Here is a 24,047-nt window from a genome sequence, read left to right as displayed (position 1 = left end):
GCAAATCCACTACTCTCACTTATTCCCTAGAGGATTCCGACTATCCACAGAAGGCTATTACGAACCTTGTTGTTATCCCCCAAATGCTGTACTGCAATCTAAAACATTAAACTTAATTATAAATGATCAAAATCCACAATATACAAAAAATAGAGTTGATTCTACTGTATGGTAGAATCAACTCTATTATTAATTTCTGACAAAATTATAAAAAGTTTGATCTTTTTTTCTCTGCACCTACAAATCTATTAATTTATATGACTCATAGCTTGTCCATTAAAGACCTAGCAATATTAAAACGCTTAAACAATTTTTCAACATAAAATACTGCTTTTAAACTGAATCAACTATTTGAAATGGCTTTATAAAAACAAAATTCAATAAGGAATATAGACGACTTTCAATAAATGCAATCTTATCATGTTTTTACGAACACATTATCGACATAATATATTAAATTTCAATAAAAGAGAGAAGTATTGGCGTATAGCGATGAGGCGCCGCCAGAGTGTACAAATAGGATATTATCATCCGGCTTAAATGTGCCTTTTTGTATTAAATCAATGAGTCCCGCTACCGCTTTACCTGTATATACCGGATCCAATAAAATCCCTTCTGTTCTTGCTATGAGTTTAACAGCTTCCACCATTTCAGGCGTAGGTAAAGCATAACCAGGTCCGACATACTCATCAAAACACATAACAGCCTCACGAGGGATTGAATTTGGAATGCCGATGTGTGTTGATGTTTCTTTAACAAGCTGAAAAACTTTCTCTTCTTGTTCCTCTTTTCCTCTGCTTACGTTTATTCCAATTACAGATATTCCACTTTGGTTTCCATGAAATCCAGTCACCAAACCAGCATGCATTCCCCCACTGCCGCTTACGCAAATGACTGACTTCATATCGATTCCTTGATTAAATGACTGTGTCAAAATCTCCTGGGCGCAAGCAACATATCCCGTTGCGCCAATCACATTGGATCCCCCGACTGGTATTATGTAAGGTCGATTTCCTTTCTCCGTTACCTCATTAGCTACTTTCTGCATTTCTTGCATTAAGTCCGCACCATTAGGCACAACTTTGATTTTTTCAGCGCCCAATAAATGATATAAAAAATAGTTACCGTTAAAATCCGGCTCAGAATTTTTTGAAAGTCCCTCTTCCAGCACAAGGATACAATTCATTTTCTCTTTAACTGCAGCGGCTAGTGTTAAGCGGCAATGATTTGATTGAATGCCTCCACATGTAATTAACGTATCCGCACCTTTTTCCATTGCATCGGCAACAAGGAACTCTAGTTTTCTCGTTTTATTTCCCCCAGCCGTCAGACCAAGTAAATCATCCCGTTTAAGATAAATGGATGGGCCCCCAAGAACTTCAGAAAAATGATGTAATTTCTCAATAGGTGTATCAGTTGGTGTGTATCGTCTTCTAGGGAATTGTGCTAAATTCATATAAAATCTCCTCCTGTATTCTCTGTTTAAGACTAAACCATATGTCAATTAAAGAAAAGAGAATATCAATCTTACGTTCTCTTTTCAATTATTATGATTAAATCATAGCAACCGCTTCAATTTCAATCATAGCATCTTTAGGTAAACGAGCAACTTCAATCGCACTTCTAGCTGGATGATTATCTGTAAAAAATTCTCCATATACATGATTCATCGCGGCAAAGTGACTCATATCACTCAAAAAAACCGTTGTTTTTATTACCTGCTGTAAGCTTGCTCCCGCCGCTTCCACCACCTGCTTAAGATTCTCCAATGACACCCTTGTTTGCTCCTCAATATTATTAGGCATTTCTCCAGTTTTAGGATGAATTGGCAGCTGCCCTGAAGTATACACTACATTTCCTACTTTAATGCCTTGTGAATAAGGACCGATAGCCTTAGGGGCTTCTTTGGTCATGATTGTTTCTTTTATCATATAAACCACCTCTTTTTTTTGTAATCCTATCAATACGGAATTGAATAAAACGCTTACATTCAAGACAAGCCTTCCCTCTTATTCCTTGTGCTCAAAATCACACTCCATCAGAGGAACTATTTTTGTTTTCTTAATGATTTTATAACCAAGCCAGAGAAGCAAGAAAATAGGAAGACCAATGTACGTGGCAATAAGTTCCGCCCAGCCAATTTGATGTCCGGAAAAAAGAGTCTGTCCAAGAATGAAAACCACAAAAAACAACAACGTGATAACCGGGCCCAGCGGATACCATTTGGCTTTAAACGGCAATTCATTTAGATCTCTGCCTTGAGCTACATAGGCCTTACGGAAGCGGTAATGACTAACGGCAATCCCGAACCATTTGATGAATCCGGTAAGGGCTGAAGCATTTACCAACCAAATAAAAACTGAACCATTTCCAAAAAGGGATGCCAAAAAAGAGGCGAGTCCTATAATAGCAGTTGTACAGAGGGCCAACATGGGAATTCCCTTCCTGTTAAGCCGTGCAAAGATTCGTGGTGCCTTTCCTTCTTTCGCCAGTGCCCAAAGCATACGTGAAGAAGCATACATTGCTGAATTTGCGGCCGATAAAACAGATGTGAGAAGCACAGCATTCATGACGGAAGCGGCAAATGCCAATCCAGCTCTTTGAAGAACAAGCGTGAAGGGGCTAATAGATACATTTTGAACGCCGGATTTAAGCAAGTTTGGATCGGTATAAGGGATAATCAAACCGATAACAAAAATTGTCAACACGTAGAATATAAGGATTCGCCAGAAGATTGACCGAATTGCTTTCGGTACGTTTTTCGATGGATTTTCGGTTTCACCGGCTGCCGTCGCAATCACCTCAGTTCCCTGGAACGCAAAGCCCGCGATGAGCACTACACTAAAGATAGATACAAGCCCGCCATGGAAAGGAGCATCTCCTTGAGTAAAGTTACTGAACCCGACTGCATGTCCTCCCATAATTCCAAAAATCATGGCAACCCCAATAACGAGAAATACGATGATCGAGATGACCTTAATACCGGCAAACCAGTATTCACTTTCCCCATATGCCTTGACTGATAAAACATTTAAGATTAGCAGCAAACCCAGAAATAGTGCGCTCCACAAGATAGTAGGTGAGTCCGGAAACCAATACTTCATAATAAGAGTAGAGGCCACTAAATCTGCAGGAACCGTTATCGCGGTTGTATACCAATAGTTCCAACCTAACGCAAAACCTAACGCAGGATCAATATACTTTGAGGCATAGATGTCAAAGGCCCCCGGGACCGGTAAGAAGGCCGATAGCTCTCCTAAACTATTCATGACAAAATAGACCATAATTCCTACCAAAATGTATGCTGCTAGCGCTCCCCCCGGCCCCGCAGTGCTAATCGTCGATCCGCTGGATACAAACAGTCCTGTTCCAATAGCGCCACCAATAGCCATCATCGTTAAATGTCTGGGTTTCAGCTTCCTTTGCAAGGATGCTTTTGAATTTCGCTCTTCTAGGGTGTTACTTATCTCTGCTTCTAATTTCCCCATAGTGTATCCCCCTTCAATTTGTATACAAGGCTCAGCTGGCTGTTCTTTTGAAAAATCTCTTCATTGATAATTTTTAGAACTTTCAGTCATTTTATAAAATGCCTCTCCCTTCTTCTTTTGTCCTCACCCCTGTCAAATTCAGGCGAGAAAATGATATATACACTCTCCCGCTTTCATTTTTAGTAACTTTTAATTGAGAAAAATAGATATTTTTTAAGAAGTTAACATAATTTATATTTTTCCAACTTGCGATAAAGAGTAGACAGGCTAATCTGTAGTTCCCGGGCAATTTGTTCTTTATCATGCCTGTATTTTTCAGCTAGGAAATAGCTCTGGATTACGTCTTTTTCAAATTCTGAAATCATTTGTTCTAAACTTAATCCTCTACACTCGACAGAGAGATGATCCTGTTGAAGCAGATACTCAGGTAAGTCATGGAAGGAGACGATATCTGATTCAGCCATATTTGCCATATATTCTACGGCGTTTTCCAACTGCCGTATATTCCCCGGCCAATCATAGCGTATAAGCCATCTCTCCAGCATTGGGTCCAGTCTCAATGGGTGCCTTTGCATGATCTTACAATGTTTATGCATGAAATGTTCAAGATACAAAGCGATATCATCACGCCGCTCTCGCAAGGGTTTGGTATGGAGAGGGATGACATTGAGACGGTAATATAAATCCTCGCGAAAAGTGCCGTTTTGAACCATTTCCTCCAGGTTTTGGTGAGTAGCTGCAATCACCCGTACATTAATCTCGATTGCTTTTTTTCCACCGATTCTTTCAATCTCTCTTTCTTGTAAAACCCGTAATAACTTTGGCTGCAAGAAAAGCGGCATATCTCCAATTTCATCAAGAAATATGGTTCCGTTGTGGGCTAATTCGAATTTTCCCATCTTCCCATTCCGACTTGAGCCGGTAAATGATCCGCCCTCATAACCAAACAACTCACTTTCCAACAAGCTTTCAGGTATGGCTGCGCAATTAACTGCTACAAATGAATCCATCCGGCGTTTGCTTTCGAAATGAATCGCTTTAGCTAATAATTCCTTCCCCGTACCGCTATCTCCCCTAATCAGGACAGTGGAAGGGCTGTTTATAATCCGTCTTGCTTTTTTAATAACATCCTGTAGCCCTGAATCTTTACCAAGAATGTTTTCAAAAGTAATAGATTTCGGGGGTATCGGGATATCTTCTTGAATTTTGCAACCCGGTTCTTTATCAGGGTCCAGCATTGCTAATTTATTGACTAACAATGTACTAAGATTCCGTAAAAACTGGATCAGATTCTCTGATTCTATAATCATTTTCTCCTTTTGTTCATGGGAAAAGCCAATCATGCCGATGACGCCAACTGGTTTGTCTTGCTTTACAATAGGAAACCCGATGGTAGCGAGTTCTTTGCATTGATTGACGAATTTACAACTCCTACACTGCGACTCATCTTTTTTCACATCGTAAACCACCCCAGGCTCCCCTGTTTCCAATATCATTCTGAAAAAGGAGCCTTCCGGAGCCGTTTTGCCAATGAGATCTTTATAGTAGCCAGTTCCGCTAATACGAACGCCCTTTTCATCAAGCACGGTTATGTCCAGACCAAGGATTCCTGCTGTGTTCTCAGCGTAATCTTGAATAAACTGCTGCATGCCGATAAAGCCTGCCATATTATCCTCCTTTGCTATTGCGCTTTATGAAATAATGAAATAATAAAATAAATTCATTATAAAATAAATTTCTACGCTTTGCACAATGAGGAGACAGCTCTTTCTATGCCACCCAAAGCATTTTTCAACATCGAACGCGGGCAAGCGATATTAAGTCGCATAAACCCTTCACCTTCCATACCAAAAATGTGCCCTTCATTCATTGCAACCCTTGCTCTCTGCAACATAAATTGATCCATTTCTTTAACCGAAAACCCTAATTCCCGGCAATCCATCCAGACAAGGTATGTGCCTTCAGGCTGGATGACTTTGATTTGCGGGATGTTTTTGCTGAAGTAACTCAGAGTGAACTCCAAATTCCCCTGCAAATATTCAAGAAGCTGATCCAGCCATTCTTCTCCGTGTCGGTAAGCAGCCTCTAACGCCACAACACCAAATAAGTTCGGCGAACCAATGGATAATGTATTAAGTTCTCGAACATACCTATCGCGCAGTTGTTGATTTGGAATAATAATACTTGACGTCTGTACACCCATCAGGTTAAAAGTCTTGCTTGGCGCAATGCAGGTAAGAGAATGATTGGCAAACTCTTCTGATATAGAGGCAAAAGGAATGTGAGTATGTGTCTTATAAACAAAGTCAAAATGAATTTCATCTGCTACAACGAGAATATTGTGCTTCATACAAATCTGTCCCAACCTCGTCAATTCTTCTTTGCTCCATACCCTTCCGATTGGGTTATGAGGACTACACAAAATCAACATTTTCACCGTTGAATCTATCTTTGCCTCTAGGTCGGCGAAATCTATTGAATAATGCCCATTTTCAAGCTTAAGCGGGTTGTTTACAATTTCACGGCCGTTCGCTTGAATCACACGGGCAAAATGATGGTATACAGGAGGTTGGATAATTATTTTGTCCCCTGTCTGCGTGAAGGACTGAATCGCCAACGATAGGGCTGGAATCACTCCTGGGCTGTGGGTAATCCATTCTTTTTCAATGGACCATCGATGTCTTCTTTTCAGCCAGCCAACAATGGACTCCATGTACGAGTCCGGTCTAAGCGTGTAGCCATAAACACCGTGTTCCACACGTTGTTTTAATGCTTCGATGATAGGTTGTGGAGACTGAAAATCCATATCGGCCACCCACATCGGTATAACATCCTTTACGCCAAAGTGATTTTCAAGATTATCCCACTTTTCGCAGTCCGTGTTCAGTCGACGGGTTTCTTGGTCAAAATTATATTTCATCGATATCTCTCCTTCTCATGTTTGCTTGTGTACCTTGCCTCTGCTTGTGTACCTTGCCTCTGATATGTGCAATTGTCATGCCAACCCATTTCTCTTATATTTTTTTGTTGAATCCCCTAATACCGCGGTCATTATAAAAAAATTATTTCATCCTAAGCATTAGCACATTTGCAATTATGGTAAGTATTTTCGCATGGATGATAAAATTCAAAGGGTTCATTAAGCATCTGTGGTGGGTCGCAATGTCTTCTGTTTTCTCCATTCTTCATAACCGCCTACAAGACTTTGTACTTCTTTAAAACCATGAACTTGTAGAAGGCTTGCAGCGATTGCTGACCTTCCGCCGGTTTTGCAATAAACCAATATTGGTTTATCATGCGGAATTTTGTGTACCTGTTCCTGCAAATGCCCAAGCATCACATGCCTTGCCTGCGGAATATGGCCTTCCTTCCATTCGCCCATGCTTCGGACATCAAGCACATATATGCGTTCTGTTTGAATAGCGCCATCTATCTGGTCCATTGTTACTTCTTCATACTTCATAACACGGGAATCAGATTCTCCTGCCTGCTCAATGATATAGGGTTCCATTGTTGCAACGACGCGATCCAAACCAATGGACTGGAGATCATTTATCATATCTGCCACATCAGCATTGCATGTTAGAAGATATATAGGCTGGTCATAATCCAACAACCATCCCGCCCAAGTTACAAATGATTTGTTATAGGGGATATTAATTACCCCTCGTATATGCTTGGTGGCAAATTCACTGGCCGGACGCGTATCAATGACAATTCCCTGTTCCGTCCATTCCTGCACAATATCTATTGAAACCTCCATATGATGTGGTGTTGCCTTCCTTCGAATTTGCTGCGCTCCTTCTTTATTCAACCGCTTCATCATTGAAAAATAAGGGGGTGCCTCCGGCTGTCCGGCCAAAAGCGCTACTATAAAGCGATCCTCATTATCATATTGCAATGCCCAATTTGTCCGTTTTTCATATCCGATGGTTGACGACGGGATTGCACCTAGTGCTTTTCCACAGGCACTGCCCGCTCCATGCCCTGGCCATACTTGCAGATAGTCAGGAAGTCTTTTAAACTGCTGCAGAGATCGATACATCATGCTTGCCATTTTTCCTGAAGAACCGTGCACCCCTGCGGCTTTTTCTAGTAAGTCGGGACGCCCCACATCACCCACGAATACAAAATCTCCGGTAAATATGCCGAGCGGATCCTTGTTCGATGCACCCCCATCTGTTACGAGCAGCGATATGTGTTCAGGCGTGTGTCCTGGTGTATGTACCACCTCAAAGTTGATATTTCCAATGGAAAATACATCGCCATTTCTTAAAAAGCAGTGTGCATACCCAGTTGCGTACTCATATTTCCAGTCCCTCCCTCCTTCATCAGACAAATACAATGTGGCCCCAATCCTTGAAGCTAGCTCCTGTGAACCCGACAAAAAATCCGCGTGGATGTGTGTTTCCGTTACACCCACAATCCGCACACCATGTGCTCTTGCCGTTTTTAAGTAAGGTTCTATATTACGTGACGGATCGACAATGATCGCTTCGCCAATAGCCTGACATCCCACAAGGTATGAAGCTTGAGCCAGTTTCTCATCATAAAAATACTTGAGTAGCATAAATCATCCTCCTTTTAAGGGCCTTGCTTACTTTTGGTTTTGTTATACCCATCAGAAATTATTACATCATACCTTTAAGCATCCCATTCCAATACATAACGGGAAGCAAGTTTTTCTTCAATACATACATACTGTACCTCTCACGGGATTGATCGATTGGAAAGGTTTCTTGCGGCTGTAAATCATAATTGAATTCAGCCAGTATAAGCCGCCCGTATCCAGTAACAAGTGGACATGATGTATATCCGTCATATTTATGAACCATTTGTTTGGCACGCATCCGTTGAAGTAAATTTTGCACAAGCACAGGCGCTTGTTTGCGAATTGCAGCCCCTGTTTTTGAAGTAGGCAAGTTTGTGCAATCCCCTATGCCAAATATATTGTCAAAGTGGTCATGCTGCAGCGTATATTTATCTACATTCAGCCAACCATTGCTTGCTGCGAGGGAACTATTCTTGATAAAATCAGGGGCGCTCATCGGTGGTACCACATGAATCATGTCATATTGCATATCCACACGCTCTTTTGTATTCAGATTTTCAAATGTCGCTCGCTTCTTGTCACCGTCAATTTCAATGAGATGATGCATAAAATATGTCTCGATTTCTTTTCGTTCAATTATTTTATTTAATGCCTGTTCATACTTTTTCACATTGAATATGGATGGGCTGCCTGAAACAAAAATAACCGAAGATTGAGGCCGAACCCCTGATTTTCTGAAATAATCTTCTGCCAAATACATAATTTTTTGAGGAGCTCCACCGCATTTTACCGGCGTGTTCGGATTGGTAAAAATGGAAGTCCCTCCCTTGAAGTTTCTGACCGCCTCCCAAGTGCTATCAACATAATCATAAGAGTAATTACTACATACCCCATTCTTTCCAATACTCTCTTTTAATCCCTTGATTTCATGCCAGTTTATTTGAATCCCTGCAGCGACAACAAGATATTCATAGTGCATTTTCTTTCCGGATGCTGTTACAACAGCATTTTCATCTGGCTGAAATGTGGTTATCGCATCCTGTACCCACACGGCACCGCTCGGAATAACCGATGCTTCCTCCCTTTGTGTCACCGTTTTATCAGCTTCGCCAGCTCCCACAAGTGTCCATAATGGCTGATAATAATGTTTCGTCGCAGGGTCAATGATGGCAATGTTTCCGCTCAGTGCGCGAGATTCACGCAGGAGACGGGCTGCAACCGTAATTCCGGCACTGCCCCCTCCAACAATCAAAATTTTGTAATGTGTCTCATCCTTCATATTTGCGATTCTAATCCCCTCATCTCAATTTTATAAAATAGCTCACCAATCTAACGCCTCAGCATTAATGATTAACATGTAAAAGGCGACCAACATAACAACACCAGAAAATACATAATGGAGCGCACGCTGCTGTTTGCTTAAGCGGTTGCCAGCCAAACTCCGACTGTTCCGCCGACAAACTCCCCCTCCAACAAATTCGAACCTGATCCACCAGTTTACATGGCCAGATAAGCTATAGCTTATATCTTCATTAGCCCAAATGTGCCCACAGATACCAGATAAAACCCAATTGCTGCAATCATTGGCATCCTTGTTACAAAAATTAAACAGGGAACAATCAAAAATCCGACGCCCTGAGACTCTTACCAACAAATCTGAGTAGTTGGCGATTCATCTTTCCCTCCTTTCTCTATGTACTCATCATTTATATAAGCAAAAACCATGCCAACTAATTTTTCCTGTAATACCGCTTGTTTTGCACACTGCTCTCTTTGGAAATTCCCAATTTTACAATCATTCATATTAAAATACCTTTATCATCAAGCCTAAAGCCTTCCTAAGACTAGGAATTATTTTTGCATCTCTGATAAACTCTTCAAGCTATTTCTATAAAGTGGTTCTCAACCTATCAGTTAACAAGAAATTTTCTTAGATTTCGTATAACTGAAAAAGCGTACAAGAACATTATTAATGTACTACCTCTGATCGAAATGAGCTCCAATGTTTTTTAGAACGATTTAACGTAAACGACCTTATTCAAATAAAGCGCCTTTTAGTGGCCACAAAATTAATCTCCCTTACTTTAGCTACCAAAATAGCAAAACCCTGCATTCAGCCAAAAATGGTCAAATTCAGGGTTTTTGTGTTTTGGAATAAAGGGTACAAGGAGCCTAGTTTCCGCTGAATTACGATCTACTATCAAATTTGGAAGCCAGTCAAAGACCCCCAACTTGGCGGCCTTCTTTTGGAACCAAAGCACCTGATATTTTAAGTACAATTCTTCCATATCCTTTAAATTATTATGGATGATTACAGCACAAAGAAAACTGCCCCAAATAGAGCAGTTTTCACAAGACATTATTGTACTTTAAAATGTGGCGATTAATTACTTAACCAGTAACTTATTTCCTAGAAATGATTGATTGTTAGTTAATAAAATGAAGTGTTGTCATTTCTAATTCCGTTATTAAGTCAGCCTCTAAATACTTATTGTTTTCAAATTTTTCATGCTGAAACCCAAACTTTTTATACAGTTCAATTGCAGAAGTTAATACAAGATTTGTATAAAGGATAATCTTGACCTCTTTCTCTGTCATAGACACTTCTAAAGCAGACTTCCATTAGTTTGCGCCCTTTTTTTAAACCTTGGTATGTTTCATTTACAGCAAGCTTAGCCAATTCAAAAGAATTCTCTTCTTTCATTTTTATTAGAGATACTGTCGCCATAAGAAAGAAGCTTAAATTCCTCTATATAATGATTAGTATATTGAACAATATTTTCTTCTGACAAACAAAAAATACTATCGAATTATTAAATAGGTAAAAACAAACCTTTGGGATTGGTCTTCCCAATTTAGTTCAACCATTCTTTTATTGATAGGTACATTATCTGTATGTTTTATTAATCCTCCACCTATTAAAGCTAACCTCATTAATAAAAAACACCGCCCATTAGAGCAACTTCATTTTTTAACATTCGATACCTTGAAATATAAATACTTCTTGAATTATCCTGCCCCTTTAGTTCTTTAAGCGATTGCAGCCTCTAAAAGACACCTCCTACGGTTGCAGAGGTGTCTTTTTATTTTTCGTTATACTGTGGTTTCATTCTTCCCACTCATAATCGTGATTAAATTCTTGCGGCTCTATTTCTGCTTCTTTATATGTAACGGGTTTTTCATTTGGCAACGTGACAGTTATTTCGGTTTTTTCTTTATTTAATTCTAGCGTTAAAAAAGAAGTCCTGTTTGATTCTTTGCTAGATATTATACCGGTTAGTTTTGATCCTGTAGATTCTGATAACTGGAAATGCTTTATGATTTTATCTTTTCCCGTTTTAGTGAATTTTTCTAATGTGAACTTGGATCTACCCTCGCCATCGTCACCATCACTTTTGATTAGTATATAAGATCCGCTGTTCATCCAGCCACCATATATATGATACTTGGGTGCTTCGTAAGAGGGTACTTCCTCTTGTTGTGTAGAATCTTTTACATCATATTTTTGCTCTACATCTACCTTTTCATTTTTTATTACCTGTTCTTGTTCGTTGTCACAAGCAGCAAGACTCCAAATAACCAGTAGCCCTACGGAGATTTTTTTAAAAGTAAACAAAGGCCTATCCTCCTAAAAGATGCACGTAACTTTCGAACCTTTACATTATCCAACCTAACATTACGTGTTGAAGACAAAACTTCAATATTATACCATAATAATACAATTTCTTATAAATCTATCCTGCCCCGATAGTTCCATAAAGAAAAAAACTGCCTTAAAGACAGTTCCGATCTTAAGTTATGCACCCTTTAGCTTAATGAGAATTTTTTAGCACAGTAAATATGCTGGTTTATGAACTTTCAATGGAGATTTTCTTCATTAATCGTTTTAATTTATCTTCTGTAACTGTTCCCTCTACTGGTGTATAGATACTGCACCTTAAGTCCATGTCCCCCTGGACTTGGAGAGAAGTTAAATTAAACAGCATTTTTCCGGCTTTAGCATGTCTAAATTCAATCATCATTTCTGGTGCTTTACTCACTTGACTTTCTTGCCATAAAGATTGAAATTCTGGGTGAGAGTTACTCATTTCTTTAATAAATAGGTTATACCATTCATCACCTAAGTATTGACCATAATAGGCACGAAAAATGGCAAGAAATCCTTTAACAAAATGCTCCCAATTCACAGCTAATGCTTTTAACTCTTTTCTTGTAAATACTAGATGGATCAAATTTCGTTGGTCATCTGGGAGTTGTTCAAAATCTAAAAATACATGCGCAGCAGCATTGTTCCAGCCTACAATATGACAATGTCGATCTGTAATGATTGTAGGGCAATACGTTAACTCAGCTAAAATTTTTTCCAAAGAAGGACTAAGTTTTGGCTGATCCTTCTTTGGATGAATAATGGATGATTTCACTTCTAAAGCTAAATCATATAGATACTCTCGTTCATCATTATTTAATTGTAGAGCTGTAGATATGCAATCCAATACGCTTGTAGAGACCTTTATATCCCGACCTTGCTCTAGCCACGTATACCAAGTAGTACTAACTCCCGCCAAATGTGCAACTTCTTCTCTTCGTAAGCCAGGTGTTCTTCTCCGTGTACCAGCAGGTATACCTATAGATTCAGGTTTTATTTGGGATCGCTTCGTTTTTAAAAATGAAGACAAAGCTTCAAGTCTGGTTTTATCATTCATTTCTAAAACCTCCATCATAACAATTTAACCTAGTAGTTATTATACCAGGATAAACACTCACTTGTAATAGGATAACCTCGAAGTATAATACAAGTATACTATTCATTGGAGTGATGAAAAATGGAAAGAGTCGTTATTACCGGAATGGGAGTAGTCTCTCCTATTGGAAACAACGTAGAAAAATTTTGGAGAAATCTGACTGCAGGGAAGTCGGGTATTTCCTCTATTGATACATTTGACGTAAGCAATCATAAAGCGAAAATTGCAGGAATTATTCGTGATTTTAATGCAGATGATACTTTAGGAAAAAATGAAGCACGACGCCTAGATCGCTTTTCTCAATTTGCTTTGGCTGCTGCTGAACAAGCTTGGACTGATTCTAATTTAGATATTGATGATATCAATTTAGAAAGACTTGGTGTATATGTTGGTTCGGGGATAGGAGGAATTGAAACATTGATTGATAATGTGGATATTCTTCGAGAGAAAGGTCCAAGACGAGTCAGTCCAACCCTGGTACCAGCCATGATTTCAAATGCTGCCGCAGCCCAAATTAGTATCAAGTGGAACGCAATGGGACCTACTATGTCACCTGTTTCTGCTTGTGCGATCGGAAATACAGCTATTGGTGAAGCATTCAGACTTATTCGCTTTGGAGAAGCAGATGCCGTTTTTGCAGGAGGAGCAGAGGCAGCTATTACAGATTTATCTTTAGCTAGTTTTGGTAATGCTACAGCATTATCAACGAGAAACGATAATCCAACTAAAGCTAGCCGTCCTTTTGATGTAAATCGAGATGGATTTGTCATGTCAGAAGGAGCAGGAATTTTAATCTTGGAATCTTTGTCTCACGCTTTACGTAGAGATGCAAAAATTTATGCAGAAGTCATTGGGTATGGTGCGAGTTCTGATGCTTATCATATGGTAGCTACACACCCAGAAGGTAAAGGAGCCTATCTTGCAATGAAAATGGCTTTGAAAAATGCAAAAATTTCTCCTGAAGAGATTGATGTTATCAGCGCTCATGCAACAAGTACAGAAGTGGGAGATCGATCTGAGACACTGGCCATTAAAAAACTATTTGAATCAAAAGCTTATCAAATCCCAATAACAGCTAATAAATCTATGCTTGGTCACATGTTAGGAGCAGCTGGAGGCGTGGAAGCAATTGCTTTGGCAAAAAGTTTAAAGGAAGGAATTATTCCTCCAACCATCAACTTAGAAAAGCCTGATTCATTATGTGATTTAGATTATGTACCAGGTGTTGCGCGTAAAGTGGAAATAAATACTGGTCTATCCAATTCATTTGGTTTTGGAGGTCATAATGCAGCTATCGTTTTAAAAAAATACGAGTGAATTAAACTTATAAACCCTCAAAAGAACCTTTAGTTAGTTTCCAGAATGGGTCTTATAGGAAAGTAAAATACGAAAAAGCCCTAGTTTCTTCTATAAGGGCTTTTTTCTTGTTCATAAAAGTGTAGCAGCAACAATGCTATACGAGCCATTTCGGTAATTTTATACGATAAGAGAATCCAACCTGAAAAGTCGATCTCCTCGTCGTAAAGGAGTTGACTTTTTTTACTTCCACTTATAGATCGAACGCACCCGCTAGTTTAAGTACACTTACTGCGTTAATTATTAGTTTTGGAACTCTTCAATTCTATCTAACCATTCATTTAAAAGAGTGCTAAAAAGTTGTGGTTGATCAATTTGTAAATTGTGACCTGCCATATCCAATACAGCAAATGTTCCTCGCGGATACTTGTTTACTATGTCAAGAGCATCTTTATATCCAACCGAAGAGTCTTGTCTACCTAACAGGAATACACTGGGTTTAATAAAATCAGACTGGTCAATCTTAAAAGAAAACCCATACTTTTTCTTAACCTTATTTAGAAACTTTTCATCTCCAATTTTACAACCACTTAGAATTTCTTTGTTGTACCTTAACCATGTGTACTCATCAAGTACAATGTTGTTATTTCCAAAATCTTCTAATTCTACCTTTGTTAAATTTTCAATAAACTTTTCATCTGTTCTCAATATTTTATGTTTCTCAACTGTTCTATTTTCTGGTAAAGGAATAATAAGAGGACATATAAATGCTGCACCGAGTATTCGTTCTTTATTCTTTTCAATAATGCCCCTAGCTATATAGCCACCGTAAGATTCCCCAGCAATTACGTACTCTTGGTTAGGAATTACAACTTGAATAAAATCTAAAACAGCATGCAGCATTTCATCAGAACTGCTTATTTCGTTATATTCTTTTGTTAATCCCATTCCAGGTAGGTCAATATAAATACGTCGCCACCCCTCCCTCTTAGTAAATATAGGTTCCATACAACCACTCATTAATCGATGGTCCGGAGAATAACCGTGTATCATTAAAATTGGTTTACCTTCCCCTAAATCTTCATAATAAATTTCAGCTTGGCGAACTTTGCAATATGCCATATATTAATCCTTCTTTCTATAAAAATCATTTTAACTAACAGTACCTATTCTCTTTTTGTTTCTTCAATTCCTTCTTCCACTAACTAACCCCGATAGTTGCATAAAGAAAAAGCTGCCTTATTGACAGCTCTGATCTTAACGCACCCGTTTTGTAAATGCATGTCACGGCTCAGTGCCGTCACCCTTCTTCAAGTTAGAAGTTTTCATTCCACGTGATGTAGGAGGCAGTGGTCTTTGATTATCGCCTTCTCTTTTCAGATTAGTATCGGAGCTTAAAAATTTGGGTCTTTTTTTAAACGCCCACATTGGTCTCCTGAAGAATGTATCGCCGAGTCCTTCCGGATTAAGTGGAGCAAATGGTGACATATAAGGAACTCCGAATGAACGCAGGCTACATAAATGAACTAGGATGACAAAAAAGATTAAATTCATACCATAAAAACCCATTGTACCTGCACAAATGATAAATACGAACCGCAGCAAGCGAGCAGCAGTTGCCATGGTATAGGAAGGGGTCGCAAAACTTGCAATGGCTGTGATCGATACTATGATGACCATTGCCGGTGATACAATTCCAGCCTGAACTGCCGCCTGCCCAATCACCAGAGCACCAACAATGGACATAGTCGCCCCAATGGCTTTGGGCATCCTTAGGCTTGCTTCTCGTAAAAGTTCAAATGTTATTTCCATGATGAATGCTTCGATAACTGCCGGAAAAGGAACGGAATCCCGTTGTGCTGCAAGAATGACGAGCAGCTTTGTTGGAATCATTTCTTGATGATACGTCGTAGCTGCTACATAGACAGACGGGGCAATTAGCGAAATAAAGAAAATAGAAATACGTAAAAAACGTATAGCTGAGGCTATATCAAAGCGAGCATAGTAGTCCTCGACAGATTGAAAAAACTGAATAAATATTGCAGGCGCCACCAAGACAAAAGGCGTTCCGTTAACAAAAATGGCTACCCTTCCTTCGAGAAGATTGCCAGCGACCTTATCAGGTCTTTCTGTATGATCAAGAGTAGGGAATGGGGTCATGACCTGATCTTCTATCAATTGTTCGATATATCCTGATTCAAGAATACTATCGATATTTATTCCTTTTAAGCGCTCTTTGACCTCTTCGACGATTCCTTTTTTTGCAATCCCATTTATATACATAATGGAAACATCTGTCTTTGTCACCGTGCCTATTTTCATCGACTCTATCCATAAATCCGGACTGTTAATGATGCGGCGTACCAGGGCTATGTTTGTTGCATTCGATTCAGTAAAACCCTCTCTTGACCCACGGACCACCGAATTTGTGCTTGGTTCCTGAACAGAACGTCTTTCTCCCCCTTTTGTACTGGCAACCAGGGCTAAGTTTATGCCATCAACAAAAATGACGCTATCTCCTGATAATAAGGACAAAAATAATTTTTCCCAGTCCATGACGGTTTCTACACCGCCGAATGAAACCACGTCTTTAGAGATTACTTCCAGCGCTTCATGTGGAAGTAACTTTTCTTTTAGATGAGGATTTTTCATGATGGATTCAATTAAAAAATCTGAAACACTTGGACTGTCTATCAGACCCTGTACATACAAAATAGTCACCTTAATCTCAGGGTTTTGACTAGCTTTCAACGTTCGTATAATGATATCCGGGCTGCTACCTGTTTTTTGCTTCACGATGTCCAGATTGGTTGTTATAGAGCTGTCAATATTTTGGGGTGTTTTAGTTATAGATTGATTGTTTTCTTTTTCATCTATCGTTTGCTTCTTGCGTTTCTTCATTTGTCCTTTTTGTTTTAAAAAAGAAACCATAGCATCGGTCCTCTTTCATTCCTATTTCATTTTATTCTGTCCAAAAAAATTGTCTTTTATGGATAACATCATTCCCTATAATATTATTAGGTCAAATATTTAAGTATTTATTATGAAACTAACCAGCCCCGTTAGTTACATAATGAAAAAGCTGCCTTAAAGACAGCTCCGATCCTCAGTTAATGCACATGTTAGTACAATAAGAAAAGCGATCCTTATTAAAGAATCACGCCAGATTAAGGAAAATCGTTCAATAATATTAAAAGATGTCTCCCCTTTCGCTTAATCTATTTCTCACTATTGTCGGAAAAGGAACACACTTTATTTATAAAGATAAACATATAAACTGATGCCTTCTTTTTTTATTTTGCAGTTTTTAAAAGGTGTTTCTTTTAAAAATTCCTCAAATTCTTCTTTTGTATAAGCACCTTTTTTTAAGAAAGTTTTAAAAGAAAATTTTACAAAATACTTGTCAAACCCCTTCATTCCTAATTTTCTTACTTCATTGTCAATATCATCAGATGTTGCCTCGTAATTCATGTCAATTATTAGAGTTGTTCCTCCTTGTTTTAGCACTCTATGCATTTCACATAGTGCCTTTACAGGATCTTTGAAATTCTTAAATGCAGCACTGCATACAATATAATCGAAAAAGTTATCTTCACAAGGGAGGTTTGAAGCATTACCTTCTTTAAAATCCACAGAAACATTTGCTTCTTTTGCATTATTTTTTTCAATTTCTACAAAATCAGGGCTTATCTCTACTCCTGTTAAATTAAAACCTTCCTTTGCAAGTTCAATAGACAAATAACCCGGACCGGGTGCGACTTCCAATATATTTGCATTTTTGCTAACATGAGATGCAACTTCATGAGCATATCTTTGCATTTCAGCCATTCTGCTTTTGCGAGAATTTTTATCATACCATTTTGCTGTTAAGCCATAAATACCAACATCTTTTTTTTTCCTCATATTTTTCATCATAAATAAAATTCCCCTTCAAAATATATTGATTTTATTAATATAATTACCTATCATTACAAATGCCTAACACCATTACTTATTTTACTCAGAAGTGTACAATCTAACGGTGTTAGCGTCTTTCAAATAATTCCTCGTTAGATTTAATATTATTATTGCCTAGGGAACTAACCTGCCCCATTTGTTGCATAAGAAAAAGCTGCCTTAAAGACAGCTCTGACCTTCAGCAAACACCACCTGTTACCTGAATAAGAATATCTCTTCTATTTGGCAACTTCCAGTACAATTCGAGAAACTAAGTAAGAAAAGCCACTTAACCCTATAATTCCTACTAAAATTAATAAAGGAGCTTGTTCTGCATACATCATACCTTCGTAGAACATAGTAAAACATAACAGTGAACCTACAATATTTAGTAAGATATTCTTTTTATTCATTGTATCCCCCCCTTTACTTTTTGTTTCATTAACCTTCCCCGTTTGTTCATTTTAGGGTGTAAGGGATTCTTGGAAAAATTTTAATTACAACAAGTATATCTATGTAATTTGGAACAAATATTATAACTGTTGCAAATCAAAAGGAGGTAGCTAAAATGAACGCACAACGAGCAGAAGAAATTGCTTCTTCGCCAATTATGGCTAATGTAACCTATAATGAGGAAAGTATTTATATTGAGCACGTGGATGAACAAAATGGAACAGCTACAATCCATCCGCTTGATGAACCTGATAAAAAACAAAGTGTTTCTGTAACCAGCTTAAAAGAACTGTAATTTATCATAATTCCTCTAAACCTCCGCCTTCGGGTGGTGGTTTCATGTTAGATTAAGTTCATTTACCATCTTCTTTAACAATCTATCCCCTTGATGATTGTTGAATTTCCCCTTACATAATTCCCTCATACATTACTTTATTGAAAGTCATGCTCCTTCGTATATTTAGTACCAAGTATACCAACCGAACTTATTTTGGACTTTTGAATTTGATTTGCTGTTGAATCAGCAATGTGTAAAATCGGTAAACTAACTTTTTCTTCAATATATTTATTTCGGCACCTGCCTTCCAAAGACAGAGCAACATCGCCTAATATTCATACTGAAAATTCGATATACACATAATAGACGCTATATCCTTACCTGATTAATCGAAAAACTCCATATATGCTTTTTCTTGTTTGTAATAATCTATTCTATCTTGTAAAGTACCTGTATGAAACTCAAACTTATGACCATCCGGGTCAGTAAAATAAATAGAGTTCTTATCTTTTTCATCTCCTTGACGACCTGACAAGATGTTTACATTCAATTCCATTAGTTTCTCGTACATTTTAACAAAGTCAGCTTCTTCTATTGAAAAAGCTATGTGTGTATATGAATGGCTTATTTCATTACGTGGAATATCTTTTTCTACATTCAGGGAGATCCACATTCCATTCAAATCAAAATAGGCTGTAGTTCTACCCTTAACTAACAATTTTGCATCAAGAACATTTTGATAAAACTCAATGGAATTCTCTAAATTAGAAACTGAAAATAAAAAGTGATTCAAACCTTTTATAGACACTTTACCACCCCGTAATAAGACTACTTAAATAATTATATAAAAAATGCTAAATCTCCAAATCTTTTGCCTTTTTTTTGGCCAATAGACGCTTATACACAGGATAGCCAAACATGTAGTATCCTGAAAATGACAGCAGTATTAAGGATAAACCGGTCATTGTGAGGATAGTGTATCTATACCAATTTCCAAAGAATGATCCATCATGCAAAGTGATGAGGAAAGTTGAGTAATCTGGATTTGTGGATAACACTTTTCCCGTACTCGCATCTATTTGAACACCTTGACTGTTATTAAAGCGTACTTGGTAAATATTTAAACCTGGTCTATATTCGATTCTAAATATATCTTCAACCGAGTCTACACCTGGTAGCTCCTGAGACGTAGCAATTGACACGACCTTCTCCATGGATAGCGCTTGATCTGGACTCGCCGCTTTCCCCGTCCTTAACTCATCAGCCACTCCGAGTGGTATCATATAAACAAGTACGAGGCCTGTGACTGCGATGAACATAAAAAAAACGGATAAAATTAATCCAGTCCATTTATGTACCTTTCGGCTTAATTGATACAACTTTACTGATTTCGACATTATTCCATCACTCCAATTGACTACTTTTCAAAACACCAATTTTTCGCCTTTTTCACGTTCATAAATAAAAAAACCAACCCTAGTTCTTACATAAACATGCGTCTTTTCAATATTTATTAAGAATTTGTATATTAATCCAATTTATATCTTATCATTATTCTATGGACCTGTCCCTTAGTGCCATAAGAAAAACGAGCTGTACTAGCACTTCATTGATTACCCTGTGTTTAATACGCTGGAGTCCCACCGCTCTCCTTGTAGAACTAACTAAGTAGTAACATTCATCTCAACTTTCCTGCCCCCTTTTGTTGCATAAAGAAAAAGCTGCCTAAAAGACAGCTCTGATCTAAATCTCAAGACCCTTTAGTTAAAGATGGAATCATTCTCACATAGCACGAAAAGTCTTACCTAATTCCTGCCCCAACCTTAGTTATATATTAAAGGGCTCCATTTACCCCTTCGCGGCCAAGGGGGTTTCTCATCTTCGCAAACATCGTTCATGCTGTAGCTTTGAATCAAAGTTAGATCACTTTTATGTTCCTTAATCAACTAACTCACCCTTTAGTTCAACAATGGTGTAATGTATGCAGTAAATTAAGTCCCATTATATGTAATCGATGTCGAAATGAGAGGATATTAATTCCATCCTTTTTAAATCCCATTCAAAAGTAAGTATAGCTGATTGTTTTGATTGATGTGTTAAGAGTCGTACACCATTTTTTATGATCATGCTTTCTGCATTCCAAAAACGGACAGTTTCGTCTTCGCCAGTACGATTACAGACAATTACAGGCAGTCCTGTTTCCAATGACCTTTGTTCCCATTCTCCCTCTGGACCATGTAATCCAGGACCCCAGGAAGACGGTGCAATTAATATTTCTGCTCCTTTTTCAAATAAGTTGTTAGCAATATCTTTGGTATATGCGTCTGCACAAATCATAATACCAACCTCAACATTGTCTGTTTTGATTGGCTCTATTACATCCCCTGAAGCTGACCAATCATCAATAACACTGATTTTTCTCTGTTTACCTAATATATGACCTTTTTTATCTATGACAAACACAGAATTATACAACTCTCCGTTACTGCCTTTTTCAGGGCAACCCAAAAATACTGTGCGTTTCAAATTCTTTAGTTGACGGCTCAAATTACTCATCCAAGCATCAGGTTGCCTGTTAATCCATCCAGTCCCAACCTTATGATTGAATTGAAGTCCGCTGACACATAGTTCTGGCGTTATAATCCATTCGGCATTATTCTTTGATGCTATATGAATGGCTTGTTCAATTAGTTTTTGGTTATACTCCACATCACCAGCAATAGGCAATAGGTGTAATAAAGCTATTTTTATTTTTCCCATAATGATCTCCCAAACATTAACTTATTTTAATGGCTATGCTTGTAATAATTGTAGCATATACATTGATTGGCTTGTTCAACTGATCTGCCCCGATAGTTGAATGAAGAAAAAGGTTTGCAACCTAGGAATTGATGTAAAACACATCTTAATTTAAATGTCTAACTTCACATCAGAAAAAAGGACCAACTACGTCAGTTCTCCCCCTGATCTTTCTCCTCTGATAAGGGAGTAAAAAGTTAATAGGTCATATTTCACTACTCTTTATCATAAGGAACAAGGAGAACATTTATTAGGGGGTGGTATTTATGAGAACAAGTTACAGAAGATGGACGGAATATCCTTACCCAGGGGAGAGTATCCCACCTAAAGGTTCTCCAGATGCAGGAAATTGGCCGATGTTTTTTATTTCAAGGGGAAGAGACAATGATTTCCTGGACCCCTTTCATCAACGTATTATTTGGCGAATTAAAAATCCTGAAGATATTGATTGGGAAACAGAGTTATTCATTGTAGAGGAGACATTAAGGTCATTAACTCCTCAGCAAATACGCATCGCACAATATTGGGGAACAGGTGAATTAACCGCAAAAATCACCAATATAATTTTCAGTTTAGCTGAAAAATATAAGCTAGGATCACCGAGTGTTGCCAGGGTGCAGGGATATTTCCACGCTGCTATGAATGATGCATTTGTTATGACGTGGTTTTTTAAATATCATTGGGATGTTGCACGTCCAAATCAATATGGAAGAAATCTATCTACTGTGTTGTTTACCCCTCGTTTTCCAGCTTATCCCTCTGCACACGCTACTGTGGCGGGATGTGCAGAGGCAATATTAAGTTATATTTTCCCTCAAGAGTCATCCGAAATAAAAAAAGCAATGGAAGAAAGTGCTCAATCTCGTTTGTACGCTGGCGTACATTTTAACGTAGATAATAATGAAGGCTTAAGGTTAGGCAGACAAATTGGAGAGGTCGTTGTAAGTTTATTAAGAGCTCAAAACCTAAATACGCTTCAATAATATTTTTGGTTCAGGTTAAGCTAACCTGAACCTTAGTTACATAAAGAAAGAGCTGCATTAAAAAAGTCAGCCCCGACCTTCAACTGAAGCCCCCTTTTTTCAAAGGTAAATTCTCTCAAATCCTCGGGATATAATGAGTGTTTTTTTGTAAATAATAAGATGGTTAAAGAATAAATGGAGGTGGACTTGTATGCAACAGGAGCAACAAGCTAAAGAGAATTTGGGTTCTATTACAAAACCAGAATTTGCCGGAACTGATGCACAAAAAGTAAAACAAGAAATTCTAAAAGACATAAGCGAAGGACAAGGTGCAATGACTTCCCGAGAGGCAGGAGCAATGCGCGATTAAAAAACCACTCTGAGTGGTTTTTTATTTTATGCTTGAAATTTAAACACTCTCATTTCGATTTGATGGAGATGCTGTAAGCTTAATGATTAAGCACGATTGGTTTGAAAGACCACCTTATGACATTGACCGTGAATATCCAACAAAAGAAATAAACAAATGTTTGCTGCATAGGAAAAGGAGCTGCTGATCAGCTCCTGGTAATGAAGTAAAGCACCTGTTAGTGAAAACATGCTTCCCTACACAGCAGTATTTAGGATAGCTTTGTGGAAGCATCTCTTTATTCTATTCCATCCACTTTTTGTAGAGGGCGTCAAATTTCCCTTGAAGCTTCATTTCTTCCAACCACATTTCCAAGTAGCTTGCATAAATGAAATCACCTCGAGGAATCATATAACCTTTTTCACTGTTTGTGAAAGGCTTGTCAGTTTGAGCCGCATACAGTCTGGAATCACCTTTTGCATACAGCATCGCTTCTACTGTGTCAGTTATCATAACATCATACGTACCTTCTGCAACAAGATGTGGGATATCAAGGTTGTTTTCTACAACAGTTACCTTAGCATTGCTTAGATACTGACGGACAAATTCTTCGTTTGTTCCGCCTGGATTTACGCCGATGCGTACAGAAGGCTTGTTGATATCTTCAATGGTAAGATATTTGTCTTTATCTTCCTTGCGAATCAAAGGCACCTTACCAAATGAAAAGTAACCTTGGGATACATAAGCACTTTTTTGTCTTGCTGTATTGCGAGTCACGCCGCCCACAGCGATATCAAATTTGTCCGCTTGCAGGTCTTTCATCATCGTAGGCCATGTGGTAGCGACAAATTCCACCTCCACACCAAGATCTTTGCCAAGCTCTTTGGCCGCGTCCACATCAAATCCTTCATACTCATTCGTTTCTGGGTTCAAATAGGTAAAAGGTTTGTAGTCCCCGGTCATTCCTACCCGAATGTATCCTCTTTTGACTATTTCATCAAGCTGGGAAGTCTCAACATTTTTCAAATGCCCTGGTGCATTTCCTGATGCGGGTTCAGCCGATACGTTTTGTGATGTGATTAGGTCGTGACCGACGTACCCTGTACCTAGCAAGGATAAGCTGATCACTCCAGCCATTAGTGTTTTTTTCCACTTGTTAACCACGTGATTTTCCCTCCATTTTTGCTATATTT

22 protein-coding genes are annotated in these 24,047 nt (G+C 38.3%); 4 read left to right on the top strand and 18 right to left on the bottom strand.

The genetic code is table 11. From position 1 onward, the window contains the following. Positions 1–460: 460 nt before the first annotated feature. From ACQKMH_RS06495 to ACQKMH_RS06450, 10 genes are all read right to left on the bottom strand, one after another. Positions 461–1,456, bottom strand: coding sequence for a D-cysteine desulfhydrase (locus tag ACQKMH_RS06495; RefSeq protein WP_427586605.1), 996 nt, complete (start codon positions 1,454–1,456; stop codon positions 461–463). A 97-nt stretch (positions 1,457–1,553) separates the two neighbouring features. Further along, a complete protein-coding gene (locus ACQKMH_RS06490; RefSeq protein ID WP_427586604.1) occupies positions 1,554–1,931 on the bottom strand; it encodes a RidA family protein in 378 nt (125 codons plus the stop codon). A 78-nt stretch (positions 1,932–2,009) separates the two neighbouring features. After that, positions 2,010–3,488: an amino acid permease gene (locus tag ACQKMH_RS06485; protein ID WP_427586603.1), complete on the bottom strand. Its 1,479-nt coding sequence runs from the start codon at positions 3,486–3,488 to the stop codon at positions 2,010–2,012. A gap of 221 nt (positions 3,489–3,709) precedes the next feature. Further along, on the bottom strand, positions 3,710–5,155 hold the full coding sequence (locus ACQKMH_RS06480; protein WP_427586602.1) for a sigma-54 interaction domain-containing protein: 1,446 nt from the start codon (positions 5,153–5,155) through the stop codon (positions 3,710–3,712). A gap of 71 nt (positions 5,156–5,226) precedes the next feature. After that, positions 5,227–6,408 carry a MalY/PatB family protein gene (locus tag ACQKMH_RS06475; RefSeq protein ID WP_427586601.1) on the bottom strand — a complete coding sequence of 394 codons (1,182 nt, stop codon included), beginning with the start codon at positions 6,406–6,408 and terminating at the stop codon, positions 5,227–5,229. A 219-nt stretch (positions 6,409–6,627) separates the two neighbouring features. Further along, positions 6,628–8,058, bottom strand: a complete 1,431-nt coding sequence (locus ACQKMH_RS06470) for an MBL fold metallo-hydrolase (RefSeq protein ID WP_427586600.1) — start codon at positions 8,056–8,058, stop codon at positions 6,628–6,630. Positions 8,059–8,119: 61 nt separating this feature from the next. Further along, positions 8,120–9,319 carry an FAD/NAD(P)-binding oxidoreductase gene (locus ACQKMH_RS06465; RefSeq protein WP_427586599.1) on the bottom strand — a complete coding sequence of 400 codons (1,200 nt, stop codon included), beginning with the start codon at positions 9,317–9,319 and terminating at the stop codon, positions 8,120–8,122. A gap of 365 nt (positions 9,320–9,684) precedes the next feature. Then, positions 9,685–9,843: a hypothetical protein gene (locus ACQKMH_RS06460; protein WP_427586598.1), complete on the bottom strand. Its 159-nt coding sequence runs from the start codon at positions 9,841–9,843 to the stop codon at positions 9,685–9,687. 1,303 nt (positions 9,844–11,146) lie between these two features. Beyond that, positions 11,147–11,656 carry a hypothetical protein gene (locus ACQKMH_RS06455; protein ID WP_427586597.1) on the bottom strand — a complete coding sequence of 170 codons (510 nt, stop codon included), beginning with the start codon at positions 11,654–11,656 and terminating at the stop codon, positions 11,147–11,149. Positions 11,657–11,888: 232 nt separating this feature from the next. Beyond that, the gene (locus ACQKMH_RS06450) at positions 11,889–12,743 is read right to left on the bottom strand and encodes a helix-turn-helix transcriptional regulator (RefSeq protein WP_427586596.1); all 855 of its coding nucleotides are present in this window, start codon (positions 12,741–12,743) and stop codon (positions 11,889–11,891) included. A 120-nt stretch (positions 12,744–12,863) separates the two neighbouring features. On the opposite strand from ACQKMH_RS06450, the gene fabF reads away from it, so the two are divergent. Next, positions 12,864–14,099: a beta-ketoacyl-ACP synthase II gene (fabF, locus tag ACQKMH_RS06445; protein WP_427586595.1), complete on the top strand. Its 1,236-nt coding sequence runs from the start codon at positions 12,864–12,866 to the stop codon at positions 14,097–14,099. Between the two features lie 282 nt (positions 14,100–14,381). Here fabF and ACQKMH_RS06440 read toward each other — a convergent pair whose 3' ends face one another. The 4 genes from ACQKMH_RS06440 to ACQKMH_RS06425 all read right to left on the bottom strand — a co-directional run bounded on the left by ACQKMH_RS06440 (position 14,382) and on the right by ACQKMH_RS06425 (position 18,427). Further along, positions 14,382–15,200 carry an alpha/beta fold hydrolase gene (locus ACQKMH_RS06440; protein ID WP_427586594.1) on the bottom strand — a complete coding sequence of 273 codons (819 nt, stop codon included), beginning with the start codon at positions 15,198–15,200 and terminating at the stop codon, positions 14,382–14,384. 162 nt (positions 15,201–15,362) lie between these two features. Continuing rightward, positions 15,363–17,009, bottom strand: coding sequence for a spore germination protein (locus tag ACQKMH_RS06435; protein WP_427586593.1), 1,647 nt, complete (start codon positions 17,007–17,009; stop codon positions 15,363–15,365). A gap of 321 nt (positions 17,010–17,330) precedes the next feature. Beyond that, a complete protein-coding gene (locus ACQKMH_RS06430; RefSeq protein WP_427586592.1) occupies positions 17,331–17,993 on the bottom strand; it encodes a class I SAM-dependent methyltransferase in 663 nt (220 codons plus the stop codon). Between the two features lie 260 nt (positions 17,994–18,253). Then, positions 18,254–18,427, bottom strand: a complete 174-nt coding sequence (locus ACQKMH_RS06425; RefSeq protein ID WP_427586591.1) for a hypothetical protein — start codon at positions 18,425–18,427, stop codon at positions 18,254–18,256. A 155-nt stretch (positions 18,428–18,582) separates the two neighbouring features. Here ACQKMH_RS06425 and ACQKMH_RS06420 point away from each other — a divergent pair, with 155 nt between their 5' ends. After that, positions 18,583–18,762: a small acid-soluble spore protein H gene (locus ACQKMH_RS06420; protein WP_427586590.1), complete on the top strand. Its 180-nt coding sequence runs from the start codon at positions 18,583–18,585 to the stop codon at positions 18,760–18,762. 367 nt (positions 18,763–19,129) lie between these two features. Here the strand turns inward: ACQKMH_RS06420 and fosM are convergent, their stop codons facing one another. From fosM to ACQKMH_RS06405, 3 genes are all read right to left on the bottom strand, one after another. After that, positions 19,130–19,552, bottom strand: a complete 423-nt coding sequence (gene fosM / locus ACQKMH_RS06415; protein ID WP_427586589.1) for a FosM family fosfomycin resistance protein — start codon at positions 19,550–19,552, stop codon at positions 19,130–19,132. Between the two features lie 46 nt (positions 19,553–19,598). Continuing rightward, on the bottom strand, positions 19,599–20,141 hold the full coding sequence (locus tag ACQKMH_RS06410; RefSeq protein ID WP_427586587.1) for a PepSY domain-containing protein: 543 nt from the start codon (positions 20,139–20,141) through the stop codon (positions 19,599–19,601). Between the two features lie 604 nt (positions 20,142–20,745). After that, positions 20,746–21,504 (bottom strand): carbon-nitrogen hydrolase family protein, encoded by a 759-nt coding sequence (locus tag ACQKMH_RS06405; protein WP_427586586.1) that lies wholly within the window; start codon positions 21,502–21,504, stop codon positions 20,746–20,748. 305 nt (positions 21,505–21,809) lie between these two features. Between ACQKMH_RS06405 and ACQKMH_RS06400 the strand changes: the two genes are divergently transcribed. Both ACQKMH_RS06400 and ACQKMH_RS06395 read left to right on the top strand, forming a co-directional pair. Beyond that, on the top strand, positions 21,810–22,526 hold the full coding sequence (locus tag ACQKMH_RS06400) for a vanadium-dependent haloperoxidase (RefSeq protein WP_427586584.1): 717 nt from the start codon (positions 21,810–21,812) through the stop codon (positions 22,524–22,526). A 190-nt stretch (positions 22,527–22,716) separates the two neighbouring features. Next, positions 22,717–22,875 (top strand): hypothetical protein, encoded by a 159-nt coding sequence (locus ACQKMH_RS06395; RefSeq protein WP_427586583.1) that lies wholly within the window; start codon positions 22,717–22,719, stop codon positions 22,873–22,875. A gap of 282 nt (positions 22,876–23,157) precedes the next feature. Here ACQKMH_RS06395 and ACQKMH_RS06390 read toward each other — a convergent pair whose 3' ends face one another. Next, positions 23,158–24,018: a transporter substrate-binding domain-containing protein gene (locus ACQKMH_RS06390; RefSeq protein ID WP_427586582.1), complete on the bottom strand. Its 861-nt coding sequence runs from the start codon at positions 24,016–24,018 to the stop codon at positions 23,158–23,160. Between the last annotated feature and the right edge of the window lie 29 nt (positions 24,019–24,047).

This window comes from Peribacillus sp. NPDC097895 (assembly GCF_050277555.1).
Lineage (GTDB): Bacteria > Bacillota > Bacilli > Bacillales > DSM-1321 > Peribacillus.
The sequence above is the reverse complement of the archived record's forward strand: the minus strand, read 5'-3'. Positions and strand labels throughout refer to the sequence as shown.